Source organism: Actinoplanes auranticolor (assembly GCF_018332655.1).
Taxonomy (GTDB): Bacteria; Actinomycetota; Actinomycetes; order Mycobacteriales; family Micromonosporaceae; genus Actinoplanes; species Actinoplanes auranticolor.
Map to the genome: position 1 here is coordinate 41088 of NZ_BOQL01000084.1, position 14872 is coordinate 55959.

The window sequence follows — 14872 nt, forward strand, 5'->3', positions numbered from 1 at the left end:
TCATGGACTCATCATGAGCGCACGATTGAGAGCCATCGCCCGCGAGACCGTGGAGATCGCCGAGCGGGGCTGGTACCGCGATCCGCAAGGCGCCGAGGTGCGTGTCGACGCCGGGCCCGCGATCGCCGGCACCCGGCTCTACCTGCCCACCGACGAACTCCCCGAGGACGCGCCCGCGGTGGCCGGGCGCGTCGAGGTCACCGGTGAGTCCACTCTGGCCGCCGCGCGTCGTCTCGGCGGTGATGTGGCGGCGCTGGTCTTCGCCTCGGCCCGTAACCCGGGCGGCGGTTTCCTCAACGGCGCCCAGGCCCAGGAGGAGAGCGTCGCCCGCAGTTCGGCGTTGTACCCGTGCCTGCGCGCGGCCGGTGAGTTCTACGCGTACCACCGGGCGCACGCCGAGCTCACGTACACCGACCGGGTCATCTACTCACCGGGCGTGCCGGTCTTCCGCGACGACAAGGCGACGCTGCTGACGCCGTACCCGGTCACGTTTCTCACCTCGGCTGCGCCGAATCTCTCCGCGATCCGGCGCAATCAGCCGGAGCTGGTCGCCGAGGTCCCGGCGGTCCTGCGCCGCCGGGCGCGGCGGATCCTCGCGGTCGCCGCCGCGCACGGCCATCGCCGGCTCGTGCTGGGCGCGTGGGGCTGCGGGGTCTTCGGCAACGACCCGGCGACGGTGGCGGACGCTTTCGCGGCGGCTCTGACCGTGTACCCGATGGAGCACGTGGTGTTCGCGGTCCTGGGCCCGAACCGCGACGAGTTCACGGCTGCTTTTCCAGCTGCCGGGCGATAGCGTCGCGGACCTCCGCCTCGGCCGGCATCGGCACCCTCTCGGTGGCCGAGAGCTGCCGCAGTGAGGTCATCGACACGTCGGCCAGGCGGCACGCCACGAACGAGTCGAAGACCGACAGGTCCGGGTCGATGTTGAGGGCGAAGCCGTGGCTGGTCACGCCGCCGCGGATGCGCATGCCGATGGACGCGAGCTTGCGGCCGTCCGGGGTCCACACGCCGACCAGGCTGGGCGAGCCCTTCGGGGTGTCGCGGCGGACAGTGCTGAAGCCGAGCTCCCCCAGGGCCGCGATCAGTCCGTTCTCCAGCCAGCGGACGACGTCGCCGGGTCCGCGCTCGTGCAGGTCGATGACCAGGTAACCGACCAGCTGGCCGGGCCCGTGGTAGGTGGCGTGGCCACCGCGGTCGGCGAGCACGGTGGGGATCCGGGCCAGGCCGCCGGGCAGGTCGGTGACCGGGGTGGTGTGCCCGTAGGTGATCACGGCCGGATGGCTGAGCAGGAACAACCGGTCGGGAGCGGTGCCGGCCCGGCGCTCGGCCGTCCAGTCCGCCATCCACTGCATCGCCTGCTCGTACGGCACCTCGCCGAGGTCCACTCGCTGCATGTCCTCCAGTCTGCGTCGCGGGACGGCATCGCTGCGATACTCGCCGGCATGACGGATCAGGGACCCTTGCGGATCGTGGCGCTGGTCGAGATGGCCGCCGGTCACGCCGAGGCCGGCGGCCGGTACGAGGACGAGGTGCTGGCCCTGCTCGGCCGGTACGGCGGCACGGTGGAACGCCGGCTGCGCACCGCGGACGGCCGCTCGGAGGTGCAGATCCTGGCCTTCGAGTCCCGGGCCGGCTACGAGGCCGTGCTGACCGACCCGCACCGGCTGGCGCTGCGGGACGCCCTCGGTGACACCGCGCCGACGACCCGGGTGCTCGAGGTGAGCGACGTACCGTGACGGTGTGGAATCCGTCTGGGACTACCCGCGCCCGCCGCGGCTGGAACGCAGTACCGCCCGCGTCACCGTGGTGCACGCCGGAGTGACGCTGGTCGACAGCGACCGCTGCCGGCGGGTGCTGGAGACCTCGCACCCGCCGGTCTACTACGTGCCCGCCGACGACGTCGCCCCGGGCACGCTGCAACCGGCCCGGCGCCGCTCGTTCTGCGAGTTCAAGGGCACCGCCGGCTACTGGGACCTGGTCGTCGGGGAGAGCCGGGTGGCCGACGCCGCCTGGTCGTACGCACAGCCGACCGCCGCGTACGCGGACCTGGCCGGAGCCGTCGCCTTCTACCCGAGCCGGGTGGACGAGTGCCGGGTCGACGGCGAGCTGGTCCGCCCGCAGGAGGGTGACTTCTACGGCGGGTGGATCACCTCGGACATCACCGGACCGTTCAAGGGCGGTCCGGCGACGATGGGCTGGTGAGCTCCTGGGCCTGGCGCAGGAAGGCCAGCTCCGCCGCGTTGCCGGTCAGCTCGGCCGCGCGGGTGTAGGCCGTTGCGGCCTCCTCGCCGCGGCCCAGGCGTCTGAGCAGGTCCGCCCGCACCGCGTGGAACAGGTGGTAGCGCTCGAGATCGAGGGCCTCCACGATGGGCAGTGCGGCCGCGGGACCGGAGACCTCGGCCACCGCCACCGCGCGGTTCAATGCCGCCACCGGGCTGGGTGCAAGGGCCATGAGCTGGTCGTACAGGCGCACGACGGCCGGCCAGTCGGTCGCCGCCAACGTCGGTGCGGCGCTGTGCACGGCGTTGATCGCCGCCTGCACCTGGTACGGCCCGGGCTGACCGTTGCGGACGCATTCCCGGACGATCTGCTGCCCCTCGGCGATGAGCTGCGCGTCCCAGCGGGACCGGTCCTGGTCGGCGAGCCGGATCATCGAACCGTCCACTGTGGTGCGGGCGGGGCGCCGGGCCAGGATGAGCAGCTGCAACGCCAGCAGACCCCGTACCTCGGGCTCCGCGGGCATCAACCCGGCCAGCAGCCGGGTGAGCCGGACGGCCTCGGCGCACAGGTCGTCCCGGGTGAGCGTGGGGCCGGTGGCGGCAGCGTACCCCTCGTTGAAGATCAGGTAGAGGACGGCCAGGACCGGGCGCAGCCGGCCCGGCAATTCGGCGTCGCCGGGCACCCGGTACGGGATGCCCGCGTCGCGGATCTTGCCCTTCGCCCGGACGATGCGTTGCGCCATGGTCGGTTCCGGCACCAGGAACGCCCGGGCGATCTCCGGTGTGCTCAGTCCACCGAGCAGTCGTAGCGTGAGAGCGACCTGCGCTTTCTGCGCCAGCGCGGGATGGCAGCAGGTGAAGATGAGCCGGAGTTGGTCCGTCTCCTCCTCGGCCGGTGACGACGGAGCCGGCAGGGCGGCCTCGGCCTCCCTGGCGGCCCGCACGGACTCGCGCCGCAGCCGGTCGACGGCCCGGTTGCGGGCGGTCGTGATGATCCAGCCGGCCGGGCTCGGCGGCACACCGTCGGCCGGCCACTTCGCACTGGCCACCGTGAACGCGTCCTGCACCGCCTCCTCGGCAAGGTCGAGATCGCCGAGGACCCGGGTCAGGACCGCGACCGCGCGGCCGTACTCGGCCCGGAAGACGTCGGTCAGGTCTGAAATGGCCGCACCTCCACCGGCAGCGTGGTGGCCGCGGCCATCCGCTCGCCCCACTTCAGGGCGGCGTCCAGGTCCGGCGCGGTGATGACGGTGAACCCGCCGACGAATTCCTTGCTCTCCAGGAACGGCCCGTCAGTGAGCAGCACGTCGCCCTCGCGGGCCCGGATCACCGTGGCCGAGCTCGGCGGGCACAGCCCGGCGGAGAACACGAAAGCGCCGGCGTCCTGCATGTCCTGAGCGATCGCGGCCAGCTCCCGCATCACCGGTTCCAGGACCTCCGGCCCGGGTGGCGGTCCGGCCGGCTGATAGATGCTGAGCAGGTAGGTCTTCATGTTTTTCCTCCTCACGACGGATGACATATACACGTTCGGGTCACGCTCAGTTCGACACTCCGGGAGCATTTTTTTTCGGTTCTTCGTCACGTGGCGCCGAATGTGTGTTGGCATGGTCGACGGAATTACCTATATCGCCTGGGTTCCCATTGTCGTCCTTTCCGGGACGACAACCGGCACGGCGGCACCATCCGTCGCACCGAATTGGGATTCGCGTGAGAGCCCCGGGCCGAACTCGGAGGCTTCGCTGTCCCGTCCGTCCACCGGCCGCGTCCTGGCCGCCGGCGCCCTCGCGCTCGCCGTGAGCACGCCGGTTCTCGAATCCGTCGAAACCCCCATGGAAAGCCTGCCGAACCCCGCGCCGGCCGCCGCGCCGGCGGTGGTGGTGGAGAGCCAACCGGCCCTGGCGGCCCGCACTGCGCTGCGAGCCTCCCGCTCGGCAGTGCGCCGGTCCGCCGCGCGGCCGGCGGCGATCGCGCTCCGGGCGGCGCAGCGGTCCGCTCAGCGGGAGACGAAAAAGATCCACGAGGTACGCCGGGCCGCGGAGGCCCGCCGCGTGGCCGAGGTCAGGGCGGCTGCCCAGCGCCGGGTCGCGGCGCGGCGGGCCGTCGTCGCCCGCCGGGCCGTCGTCGCCCGCCGGGCCGCCGCTGCCCGGCAGGCCGAAGCCGTGGTCAGGCCCCGTGCCGTGGCGCGGCCCGCGGTCAAACAACGGGCCACATCCCAGCGCCGGGCGGTGCCCAAGCGCCGGGCGGTGACCCGGGTGCGCACGTCGATGCGGATGTCCTCGGTGATCGCGTACGCGCGTTCGCAGCTCGGCAAGACGTACCGGCGCGGCGGCGAGGGGCCGCACGCGTTCGACTGCTCGGGATTCACCAAGCGCGCGTATGCCCAGATCGGGCTGAGGCTGCCGCACTCCTCGGGCGGCCAGGCGGCTCGCGCCCGGACGGTCTCCCGGGCCGCGGCGCAGCCCGGTGACCTGGTCGTGGGACCGGGGCACGTGGGGATCTACATGGGCGGCGGAATGATGATCGACGCCGGCAACTCGCGGACCGGTGTCGTCTACCGGCGGCTCTACCGGGGGTTGCACATCGAACGGTTCTGAAAGGGTTGGCGCCGGCCGGTGATCGGCCGCGAGAATCCCTCGCATGATCACCGATCACTGGCCACTGTTCGGGCTGCGGCTGCACACGCCGCGGCTCGAACTGCGCGTTCCGGACCTGGCCGATCTCGCGCAACTCGCCGAGGTGGCCGCCGCGGGGGTGCACGACCCCGGCCGTCAGCCGTTCGTGGTGCCGTGGACCGACGGCACCGCCGAGGAAGTTGCCCGCAGCACGCTGCAGTTCCAGTGGCGGATGTGGGGTCAGTGGACGCCCGGCAACTGGTCGCTGCACTTCGTGACGGTGCACGACGGCCGGATCATCGGCACCCAGGCCCTCGACGCCCGGGAGTTCGCCACGCTGCGCGAGGTCGGCACGGGATCGTGGCTGGGACGCGCCCACCACGGCCGGGGCTTCGGCACCGAGATGCGGGCGGCCGTGCTGGACCTGGCGTTCACCGGGCTGGGCGCGCAGTGGGCGGTCTCGGAGGCGTTCGCGGACAACGCGGCCTCGTACGGCGTCTCGCGCAAGCTCGGCTACACCGACGACGGCATCGCCCGGCACGTGGTCCGCGGCGAGGCGGTGGTGGGCCGGCGGCTGCGCCTGGACCGGGCCGGCTGGGCGGCGGCCCGCACGGTCGGCGTACGCATCGAAGGTCTGGCCCCCTGCCTGCCCCTGTTCGGCTGCTGAATCCTGCACTCCGGCCCACGCCTGCCGATCGAGGGGTGTGAGGAAGAAGTCCGACGCGGGCTTCACCATGATCGACGTGCTGGTCTCGATGAGCGTGATGGTCGTGGTGCTGGCCGCGGCCACCGCCGGATCTCGTCGATGTACCGCACGGCGAACGCCGTCGACGCCAAGTCGAACGCCCAGGCCCAGCTCGGCCTGGCGCTGCAGCCGCCCTCGGACCTGATCGGCTATCAGCGCCTCGCTCTCGACCTGCGCTCCGGTGGCGACGCCAACCAGGCGACTTTCACCGCCCTCAACACCACCCGGACCAGCCGCAACGACTACTGCGTCCTGGGGCGTCAGGCGCGGGGCAGCGTCAACCGGACCGTGGTCCCCACGCCGGGCTCGCTGTCCAGGTGGACGCTGCCGTGGTGGGCCTCGATGATCAGATTGACGATGGACAGCCCGAGGCCCGGGCCGGGCGCCGCCATCCGGTCGGCGGCGGTGCTGCGGAAGAAGCGGTCGAAGACGTGCGGCAGCTCGGCGGCCGGGATGCCCACCCCGGTGTCGACGATCACCAGCTCCGGTTCGTCGCCGGCCGTACCCCGGACGATGATCTCGCCGCCCGGCGAGGTGAACTTGATCGCGTTCACCACCAGGTGGTTCAGTGCCTGCCCGAGCCGCCGGCCGTCGCCGCGGGCGAGCACCGGGTGGTCCATCAGATTGTGCAGCGCCACGTCCCGGTGCTCGGCCAGCGGCCGGCACGCGGTGGTGACCTGATGCGCCAGCTCGGCCAGGTCGAGCTCGGCCAGGTGCAGCTCCATCCCGCCTTCGTTGAGCCGGGCCACGGTGAGCAGGTCGTCGATGAGCCGCAGCAGCCGGTCGGAGTTGCGCTGCATGACGGCCAGGAAACGCTGCGAGGTCTCAGGGTCGAAGCCGTCGGCCAGCAGGATCTCCAGGTAACCGCGGATCGAGGTCAGCGGGGTCCGGAGCTCGTGGCTCACCCCGGCCAGGAACGAGTCCCTCATCCGGTCGAGCTGACGCATGCGGTCGGCGACGTTCCCGGCGTGCCGGGCGTAGCGGCGCAGTTCGAGCTGGACGGCGGTGTGCCGGGCCAGGCAGCGCAGGGCCCGGCGCTGGGACGCGGTCAGCTCGCGGGGCATGCGGTCGAGGACACAGATGGTCCCGACGGCGTGGGCGCCGTCGAGGACGACCGGGGCGCCCGCGTAGAAGCGGAACTTGTGGTCGCCGGCGACGAACATACTGTCCGCGAAGCGGGGGTCCGCCCCGGCGTCCGGAACCTCCAGCACGTCGTGGTCCTGGATGGTGTGCGCGCAGAACGATTCGTCGCGAGACGTCTCCTCGTAGTCGACCCCGACCTTGGCCTTGATCCATTGCCGCTCGGCGTCGACCAGGCTGACCATGCCGACCGGGGTGCCGCAGATCTCCGAGGCCAGCAGCGCGATGTCGTCGAAGTCACCCTCCGGCGGGGTGTCGAGTACCTGGGCCTCGTGAAGGGCGGCCAGACGGCCTTCCTCGTCGGGCGGCAGAAGGACTCTCACGTGGTGATGCTCTCACCGCTTTACGGCGTATGTGAGGGTTTCTCGCGTCGGCCGGGTCGCAGTCCCACATAGCAGTCGGCACCCGTCACGGTGGGCGGGTGCCGACTTGCTGGGCGCCGGAGGGCGACCGATCACAACCGAGCACGGGGATCTCTGCCCTGCGTACCCGGTCGGATGTCTGACACCACTATCGCCCGGCGCAAGCCCGGACCCGCGCACCACCTGTGCGTTCCTGCATCCGCGGTGGATATCACGACGAAAGATGTGTGACACCTCACCCGGTTACCGTCGGCAAACGGGGGAAGTCAGCAACCGGCGCCATCTGGGTGCCGGACGACGTGGAAGGACACCCGAGCATGAGCCTGGAGCGAGCCGAAGCGCCGGATCCGTACGACATCCTGCCGCCGGTCCCGGCCTTCACGCTGACCAGCGCGGACGTGGCGGACGGACGCCCGCTCGACGAGCTGTACGCGCACACCAGCGTCGGTGGCAAGAACCTGTCCCCGCAGCTGTCCTGGTCCGGCTTCCCGGCGGAGACCCGTGGCTTCGTCGTGACCTGCTTCGACCCCGACGCCCCCACCGGCAGCGGCTTCTGGCACTGGGTCGCGGTGAACCTGCCGGCGTCGGTGACCGAGCTCGACCGCGGCGTCGACCCCCTGCCCGAAGACGCCTTCACCGTGCGCAACGACTACGGCGAGAGCGGTTACGGCGGCGCGGCCCCGCCGCCCGGCGACCGCCCGCACCGCTACGTCTTCGCGGTGCACGCCATCGACGTCGACCGGCTCGAGGTGGGCGCGGACGCCACCCCGGCCTACGTCGGCTTCAACCTGGCGTTCCACACGCTGGCCCGGGCCACGATCCGGCCCACGTACCAGGTCAAGGGCTGACGCCCGGCCCCGGACACGCAGAAGCCCGCCGGGTCACGGATCCGGCGGGCTTCGTCGAGCAGAGTGCGGTGCGGTCAGCCGGGAACCTTGGCGACCACGAAGACCGACTGGCCGAACGGCGGCTTCACGATGCTCTCGGCGGCCTTGGTGATCGGCAGCACGACGCTGTCGTAGACCTTGACCATCGGGCCCTCCTTCGGCGCCAGCTTGAAGATGCTGGTCGCGCCGTAGTAGCCGATGAGGCCCAGGGCGTTCGCGTAGTGCAGCTTCTCGATGGTGAGGCCGGCCTCGGTCATGGCGGCGCGCATCGTCTTCTTGGTGTAGCGGCGGATGTGGCCGGTCGCGATGTCGACCTGGCTCATCGCGAACATGAAGGCCGGCACGATCAGGATGATCCGGCCGCCCGGGCGGACCAGATCGGCCATGCTGCGCAGCGCGCCGACGTGGTCCTCGATGTGCTCGAGGACGTTGTACGACACGGCGGCGCTGTACTCACCATTCGCGTCGGCCGAGGGCAGCAGCATCTGCCGCACGTCGATGTTGGTGTGGTCGGCCAGGCGCTCCTTGAGCTGCACCAGCCGGTCGGGGTCGGCCTCCGTCGCGGTGAAGCGGGGCAGGTGCTCTGCCCACTCCAGTGCGTAGTCGCCCAGGCCACTGCCGATCTCGATCGGGTTGTCGCCCAGGTACGGGAGAGCGAGCTCCACGAACCACCGGCGGTGGTTCACGGCCGTGGCGAGGCCTTCGAGCACTTCGGACTGGATCCGCTGGTCTCCAGTGATGTCTGCCATAAGTAAGGTTCCCTCGTCTTGCCGATCCGAGCTGACAGCGGGACCGGAAGAGTTAATCATCCGCTGCGCGCAACCGAAAGTTGAGCGGGGGGCACCCGCTCATTTTTTGCCTGATTGAGACATTGACCTGTGGGTACCCACCGGCCTTACCCATCATGCACTGTGCGGGCCAACGACCGGTAATACACGGTTAGATATCGGCTCGATCACGCCTGCGCCGCCCGTCACAACACTGTTACCAACCTCGGTTAGGCTCGCCGATGCTATGACGATTACGGGTATTGACTCGACAGGCCAGTCGGCCGGCGGGAACGTTCTGCCGCCCGACCCCGCCGCCGACGCCGACGACCTGGACGCGGAGCTGCGCGCGCTGGAGAGCGAGGTCGCCGCCGCGCCGATCTCGGTCATACCCGCTGTTGACACCGAGGACGCCGAGCAGGCCGCGCCGGACCCGCGGCCCCGGTGGTGGCGCACTCTCACCTGGCGAGATGTTCTCGCAATAGTCACCTTCATTGCGGTAGCTGTCTTCGTCACGGCCCCGTTGTGGCTCAATCTTGATCATGAGTTGCGCGATGATCCCCAGGATCAGGCATTCTTTGAGTGGATGTTGGCGCACGGTGCACGCGTGCTCACGGATGGCGTTTATCCGTTCTTCTCGGATCGCATGAATTACCCCGATGGGGTGAACATGATGGCCAACACGTCGGTGTTGGCCGTTTCGCTGCCGATGACGCCCGTCACTGCCGTCTTCGGGCCGCATGTGGCGTTCAACGCGTTTCTTACGCTGGCCTTGGCAGCTACCGGTATTTCGTGGTATTTCGTGCTGTCCCGCCAGTTCGTCAGCTCCCGGCTGGCGGCCTGGGTCGGCGCGCTGTTCGCCACGTTCGCGCCGAGCATGATCTCGCACGCCGGCGGCCACCCGAACATCGTCTCGCAGTTCCTGGTGCCGCTGATCATCTGGCGCACGCTCGCGCTGCGGGTGCCGGGCCGCGCGGTCCGCAACGGGCTGCTGCTCGCCGGCCTGCTGGTCTGGCAGGCGTTCATCAACCTCGAGATCCTTTTCATGACCGCGGTCGGTCTGGGCATCTTCTGCCTGGTCTCGGCGATCGCGCGGCGCCGGAGCCGGCCGGGCGAGACCACGACGTTCCTGCGCGGGCTCGGTGTGGCGGGTGGCACGACGCTGGTGCTGCTGGCGTACCCGCTGTACGTGCAGTTCTTCGGGCCGCAGAGCTACCACGGGCTCCCCGAGTTCGTCCGGTACTTCGGGGCCGACCTGGGATCCTTCACCGCGTACGCGCAGCGCTCGATCGCCGGCAACAGCATCACCGCGGGCCGCCTCGCCCAGAACGCCGCCGAGGAGAACGCGTTCTTCGGCTGGGGCCTGGTCATCCTCTTCTTCGGCCTGGTGGCCTGGATGCGCCGCAATGTGACCATCGTGACACTGGCCGGCATCGCCCTGTTCTTCGGCGCGATGTCTCTCGGCCCGAGCATCCGGCTCAACGGCGTCGACACCGGCGTCCCCGGCCTGTGGTCGCTGCTGCACAGCGTCCCGATCCTGAACTCGGCCGTGCCGACCCGGTGGGCCCTGGCGATCGCACCGATCGTCGCCATCATGCTGGCGCTGGGTTGCCAGCGCGCCTCGGACCTGATGAAGGCCCAGCCGGCCGCCCGCGGCCCGGTCCGGGTGGCGATGATCACGGCGGTGGCCATGGCGCTCGTCCCGCTCACGCCCACCCCGCTGCGCACCACCCCGATGGACCCGGTGCCGGCCTTCGTGACCTCGGGCGAGTGGAAGCAGTACGTGGACGAGAACCACACGCTGGTCGCCCTGCCGCTGCCGGACAGTTCCTACCCCGATCCGCTGCGCTGGAGCGCCTACACGGGCCAGGACATGCGGATCGTCAGCGCGTACGCCCTGCTGCCGAGCCGCAACCCGCTCGACCCGACGGACCGCTCGGCCCAGTTTGCACCGCCGTGGCGCCCGACGAGCGGCCTGATGGCGTCGATCAAGCAGGGCAACCCGATCCCGGAGATCACCGAGACCCGCCGCGAGATGACGCTGGCCGACCTGCGCTACTGGAAGGCGGGGGTGGTGGTGCTGACGCCGCAGGTCCGCGACATCGAGATGCTGCGGGCGATGACGCAGCTGCTGGGCTTCCAGCCGACGTGGACGGGTGGGGCCTGGGTCTGGGACGTCCGCAATCTCGTGGACTCGGAGAAGACGAACCAGTAGCGGCGCCTCTACAGTCCGGGTCGGTGCCCTGCCCCGGCTGGCTGCGCGTCGAAGCCGCGCAACCCGGGTAACAAAACCTCAGCCGCCGCCGCTACTTGATGCAGCAGCCCACGCAGACCTTGGGCTTCGGCAGGGTGAAGGCCAGGCAACACGTCTTGCGCTGCACGTCCAGATTGCCACCGCGGCCCGGGACCAGCTCGATCAGGTCTTCGACCCCGAGCGTCCCCAGCAGCGTCGCGATCGTCTCCGCCGACGAGCCCGGCAGCACGTCCGCCGAGCGCAGCACCGCATAAGCCACCCCGGACGACAGCGACCCGAGCAGCGTGCGCTGGCCCAGCCGGACCTTGGTGTGGATCGCGTCGAGCAGCGGCGTCAGGTGCTCGTCCAGCAGCGATCGCCGCAGCTCTTCCAGCAGCGCCGTCTCGTCGGCGACGACCCGGACGTGGGCCAGGCCGCTGAGTGCCAGCGGGTCGGACGGGAGCACCGCCACCGTGATGTCGCGGTGCAGGCCGAGGGTGACCAGCGGGCGCGGGTCGTTGAAGTGCATCAGCACGTCGGTGCCGGTCAGCAGCGGCACCCGGCGCGCGGAGGCCCAGCCCAGCACGGCCGGCAGAGCCAGCCAGTAGGTGTAGGCCTTCCAGGCCAGCGCGGCGGCGGCATGCGGCTGGGCCTGCCAGCGCTCGCGGGAGGAGTCGAGCAGAGTGTCGAGGCTGGCGCCGGCCAGGTCGGAGGTGGGCTGCCAGCCGGTCGGGTCCTGGACCGTCAGGTCCGGCGCCAGGCCGGGCAGCTCGGTGCTCGTGCCGAACATGGCGCGCAGGGTTGCGGTCACCGGCGCGAGGGGCTGCGCGGGGGAGGCGGAGTGATCGGAGACGACACGATCCAACGCGGTGGTCACCACTGGGCGCCGCTCGGGCGGAGGCAGCGCGGCTTCATCCGCTGGATCACCACTGTCACCTCGCCACGCTCCGCTGATCAGGACGGCCCACCATACCTTGTTAAGGCTAACCTAACCACGCCAGCAAAACCCCCACATACCCGGCCCCGGACAGGTGTTCTTCGGGTAAATACCCCCAGCAAGGGTGACCTAACCGAGCGTTGTGCCGTTGCCGGTTTCGTCAAGGTATCTGTCGGCAACGCGCTACTAGCCCCATGCGGACACCGGAAGACATGGACACTGAAATTCCTGTCGCAAAGGGGACATCCGTGATGACCACCTCGCCTGTCGAGAGGGCTGCCGACCACTTCGTGTCGGCGCTCGCGCAATGGCGGGTCGAGCGCGGGATGACGAAGAAGCAGCTCGCCGCGCGCATGGGGTTCGATCCGTCGTACGTCAGCCACGTCGAGGGCCGGCGGCACAAGCCGACCGAGGACTTCGCCCGGCGGGCCGAGGCGGTGCTGGCCGCCGGCGGTGCCATCTGGCAGAGATTCCAGGAGTACGACGAACTGCGGCACGCCCGCGGTCCCGTCCTGCACCGCGACCCTCCCGTGCCCGCGCAGTGGATGCCGCCGGGCACCGGGCTGATCGTCGAGCAGGAGGTCGCCGAGCTCACGTACACCGACGGGGCCTACCGGTGTGTGATCCGGCGCGCGCTCTACAACGCCGGGGTCGAGCCGGTCACCCGTTATCTGGTGAAGATCGCCGTCGACCGGTACCCGCACGACCCGCAGGGCTCCAACCGGCACCACCGGCAGCACCCGCTCAGCTTCGAGGAGATGGACCTGCGTGCGGTGGCCGGCGAGGGTGCCGCCACCGAGCCGATGCAGTGGCGGCTCAAGCTGGACCGGGACGCGGCCAAGGAGGTCTGGCTGCTCTTCGCCAACGACCACGGCCAGTTCCCGCTCTACCCCGGCGAGCGCACCACCATCGAGTACGCGTACACGGTCGGCGAGGAGAAGTGGGGGCAGTGGTTCCAGCGGGCCGTGCGCCTGCCCACCCGCAACCTCACCGTACGGCTGGACTTCCCGGTCGAGTTCGAGCCCCAGGTGTGGGGTGTCGAGACCTCGCTGGCCGCCGAGGTGCCCGTGCGTACCCCGCTGGAGCGCCACAACGACGCACGCCGCGCGGTCTTCGAATGGTCGACCGACGCTCCGCTGCTCAACGCCCGGTACCGCCTCGAGTGGCGGTTCCGGGGCCAGGCCGCACCGACCACCCCGGACGAAGGAGTCCCGAAGCCCCGGACCAACGGGAGCCAGTACGAGCAGCCCCACGAGCTGAGAGCGAGCCAGCGGATGCGTGGAATCGGCATCGTGCAGCGCGGCGCGGACCTGCTGCGGCAACGCGCCCGGCACTTCCAGCTGCCCCGGGAGGAGCTCGCCGCCCGCGACGCGGTCGCCGGTCTGCGGGCCACGCTCGACCGGCTGGAGGGACTGCACGACTTCAGCAAGGGGGTGGGACTGGCCGCGCCGCAGATCGGCCTGGCGGTTGCCGCCGCCGTGGTACGCCCACCCGAGCGCGGCGCGGAGTCCGTGGTCCTGCTGAACCCGCGGGTCGTCGACGAGTCGAGCGAGACCGACGAGCAGTACGAGGGCTGTCTGTCCTTCTTCGACTACCGCGGCCTGGTGGTCCGGCCGTTGCGCGTCGACGTGGAGCACGCCCGCTTCGACGGCACCCGGGTGATCACCTCCTTCGAGCAGGCCATGGCCCGCCTGGTCAGCCACGAGATCGACCACCTCGAGGGCCGGCTGTACGTGGACCGGATGGTCCCGGGAGCCAACCTCGTGCCGGTCGAGGAGTACCGCCAGACCGGCCAGCCGTGGAACTACTAGTCGGAGAAGCTGTCGTACTTGATCCGTACGGACGGGACCTGCAGCTCGGCCAGGGTCCGCAGGGTCGCCTTGACCATCTTGCCGGAGCCCGAGACGAAGAAGTCGTGCTCGTTCCAGGGGCCGTAGCGCGCCACCACGTCGGAGATGTTGCCCTGCTCGCCGGGGAACGTCGGGTCCTCGCTGCACGCGGTCACCACGGACAGCCAGGGGTAGCGGGCGGCGAGCCGGTTGAGCTCGGCCAGGTCGTAGAGGTCCTCGCGGGTGCGGGCGCCGAAGAAGACGTGCACCCAGCGGGTCCGGTTGTAGCGGGTCAGTTCCTCCAGCAGTGACTTGACCGGGGCCAGGCCGGTGCCGCCGGCGACGAAGACCGCGTCCCGGGTGGAGCGCCGGTCCAGGTTCATCGAGCCCATCGGCGCGGCCAGCCGGATCATGTCGCCGACCTCCAGCCGGCGCACCAGCGCGCTGGAGACCCAGCCCGCCCCGACCGCCCGGACGTGGAACTCCAGGGTGTTGTCGCGCCGGGGCGCGTTCGCCGGCGAGTAGGTCCGCCACAGCCGGGGCTGGAAGCGCGGGCACTCCAGGCTCAGGTACTGCCCGGCGCGGTACTCCAGGGGCTGCAGCGGCATGACGGTGAAGACCGCGATGTCGGTCGCGCGCCGTTCGTGCGCGGTGACCTCGGCATACCAGTACGGCGGGTTGGTGTCGGCCTCCGCGCCGGCCAGCATCTTGGCGGCGATCACCGCGTACGCGTCGGCCCACGCCTGGTCGTACTCGACGCCCCACTGCTCGCCCGCGAACTGCCGCATCGCCTCGATCAATGCCCCTCCGACGACCTCGTAGTGGGCTGGTTCCACGTGGAACTTGCGGTGATCACGACCGAGGGCCCGCAGATAGTCGTCGAACTTCTCCGGGTCCTCCAGGGTCTGCACGGCGGTGACGATCGCGTTGAGCAACCGCGCCCGCTGGACGTCCATGTGGACGGGGAACAGATCCCGCAGGTCCGGGTGTGACAGGAAGATCCGCGCGTAGAAGTAGCCGGCGACCTTGTCCTGATGCTCCTCGACGAGGCTCCAGCTCTCCTTGAGCAAACGCGCGAGGTCTCCCATGCCATTAGCCTGGGCACAACAGTGGGTGATGCATCGCACCCGAAGTGCGATGT

At 70.5% G+C, this 14872-nt stretch carries 15 protein-coding genes; 8 read left to right on the forward strand and 7 right to left on the reverse strand.

Annotated elements, in window-relative coordinates; genetic code table 11:
• Positions 1-13 precede the first annotated feature (13 nt).
• Positions 14-793: a TIGR02452 family protein gene (locus Aau02nite_RS43175; protein ID WP_212994488.1), complete on the forward strand. Its 780-nt coding sequence runs from the start codon at positions 14-16 to the stop codon at positions 791-793.
• On the opposite strand, the gene lipB is transcribed toward Aau02nite_RS43175, so the two are convergent.
• Entirely contained in the window at positions 762-1394 is a 633-nt protein-coding gene (gene lipB, locus Aau02nite_RS43180) for a lipoyl(octanoyl) transferase LipB (protein ID WP_212994489.1), read from the reverse strand. The genes Aau02nite_RS43175 and lipB overlap by 32 nt on opposite strands.
• A gap of 48 nt (positions 1395-1442) precedes the next feature.
• Between lipB and Aau02nite_RS43185 the strand changes: the two genes are divergently transcribed.
• The gene (locus Aau02nite_RS43185; protein ID WP_212994490.1) at positions 1443-1736 is read left to right on the forward strand and encodes a hypothetical protein; all 294 of its coding nucleotides are present in this window, start codon (positions 1443-1445) and stop codon (positions 1734-1736) included.
• A gap of 4 nt (positions 1737-1740) precedes the next feature.
• A complete protein-coding gene (locus Aau02nite_RS43190; RefSeq protein ID WP_212994491.1) occupies positions 1741-2202 on the forward strand; it encodes a DUF427 domain-containing protein in 462 nt (153 codons plus the stop codon).
• On the opposite strand, the gene Aau02nite_RS43195 is transcribed toward Aau02nite_RS43190, so the two are convergent.
• Together Aau02nite_RS43195 and Aau02nite_RS43200 are read right to left on the reverse strand one after the other, a co-directional pair.
• A complete protein-coding gene (locus Aau02nite_RS43195; RefSeq protein ID WP_212994529.1) occupies positions 2171-3382 on the reverse strand; it encodes an RNA polymerase sigma factor in 1212 nt (403 codons plus the stop codon). The genes Aau02nite_RS43190 and Aau02nite_RS43195 overlap by 32 nt on opposite strands.
• Positions 3370-3711: a YciI family protein gene (locus Aau02nite_RS43200; protein WP_212994492.1), complete on the reverse strand. Its 342-nt coding sequence runs from the start codon at positions 3709-3711 to the stop codon at positions 3370-3372. The genes Aau02nite_RS43195 and Aau02nite_RS43200 overlap by 13 nt, the downstream gene beginning before the upstream one ends.
• A 337-nt stretch (positions 3712-4048) precedes the next feature.
• On the opposite strand from Aau02nite_RS43200, the gene Aau02nite_RS47105 reads away from it, so the two are divergent.
• Both Aau02nite_RS47105 and Aau02nite_RS43210 read left to right on the forward strand, forming a co-directional pair.
• Entirely contained in the window at positions 4049-4813 is a 765-nt protein-coding gene (locus tag Aau02nite_RS47105) for a C40 family peptidase (protein ID WP_246595872.1), read from the forward strand.
• A 43-nt stretch (positions 4814-4856) separates the two neighbouring features.
• The gene (locus Aau02nite_RS43210; protein ID WP_212994493.1) at positions 4857-5498 is read left to right on the forward strand and encodes a GNAT family N-acetyltransferase; all 642 of its coding nucleotides are present in this window, start codon (positions 4857-4859) and stop codon (positions 5496-5498) included.
• Positions 5499-5836: 338 nt separating this feature from the next.
• Here the strand turns inward: Aau02nite_RS43210 and Aau02nite_RS43215 are convergent, their stop codons facing one another.
• The gene (locus tag Aau02nite_RS43215) at positions 5837-7039 is read right to left on the reverse strand and encodes a GAF domain-containing sensor histidine kinase (RefSeq protein ID WP_212994494.1); all 1203 of its coding nucleotides are present in this window, start codon (positions 7037-7039) and stop codon (positions 5837-5839) included.
• Between the two features lie 356 nt (positions 7040-7395).
• Between Aau02nite_RS43215 and Aau02nite_RS43220 the strand changes: the two genes are divergently transcribed.
• Positions 7396-7926 (forward strand): YbhB/YbcL family Raf kinase inhibitor-like protein, encoded by a 531-nt coding sequence (locus Aau02nite_RS43220; protein ID WP_212994495.1) that lies wholly within the window; start codon positions 7396-7398, stop codon positions 7924-7926.
• Positions 7927-8000: 74 nt separating this feature from the next.
• On the opposite strand, the gene Aau02nite_RS43225 is transcribed toward Aau02nite_RS43220, so the two are convergent.
• Positions 8001-8714, reverse strand: a complete 714-nt coding sequence (locus tag Aau02nite_RS43225; protein ID WP_212994496.1) for a class I SAM-dependent methyltransferase — start codon at positions 8712-8714, stop codon at positions 8001-8003.
• Between the two features lie 265 nt (positions 8715-8979).
• Between Aau02nite_RS43225 and Aau02nite_RS43230 the strand changes: the two genes are divergently transcribed.
• A complete protein-coding gene (locus Aau02nite_RS43230) occupies positions 8980-10947 on the forward strand; it encodes a DUF6311 domain-containing protein (protein ID WP_212994497.1) in 1968 nt (655 codons plus the stop codon).
• A 91-nt stretch (positions 10948-11038) separates the two neighbouring features.
• On the opposite strand, the gene Aau02nite_RS43235 is transcribed toward Aau02nite_RS43230, so the two are convergent.
• Positions 11039-11755: a hypothetical protein gene (locus tag Aau02nite_RS43235; protein ID WP_212994531.1), complete on the reverse strand. Its 717-nt coding sequence runs from the start codon at positions 11753-11755 to the stop codon at positions 11039-11041.
• A gap of 398 nt (positions 11756-12153) precedes the next feature.
• On the opposite strand from Aau02nite_RS43235, the gene Aau02nite_RS43240 reads away from it, so the two are divergent.
• Positions 12154-13713, forward strand: a complete 1560-nt coding sequence (locus tag Aau02nite_RS43240) for a peptide deformylase (protein WP_212994498.1) — start codon at positions 12154-12156, stop codon at positions 13711-13713.
• Here the strand turns inward: Aau02nite_RS43240 and Aau02nite_RS43245 are convergent.
• The gene (locus Aau02nite_RS43245; RefSeq protein WP_212994499.1) at positions 13710-14819 is read right to left on the reverse strand and encodes a globin domain-containing protein; all 1110 of its coding nucleotides are present in this window, start codon (positions 14817-14819) and stop codon (positions 13710-13712) included. The two genes, Aau02nite_RS43240 and Aau02nite_RS43245, sit on opposite strands and share 4 nt — an antisense overlap.
• Positions 14820-14872: the final 53 nt, after the last annotated feature.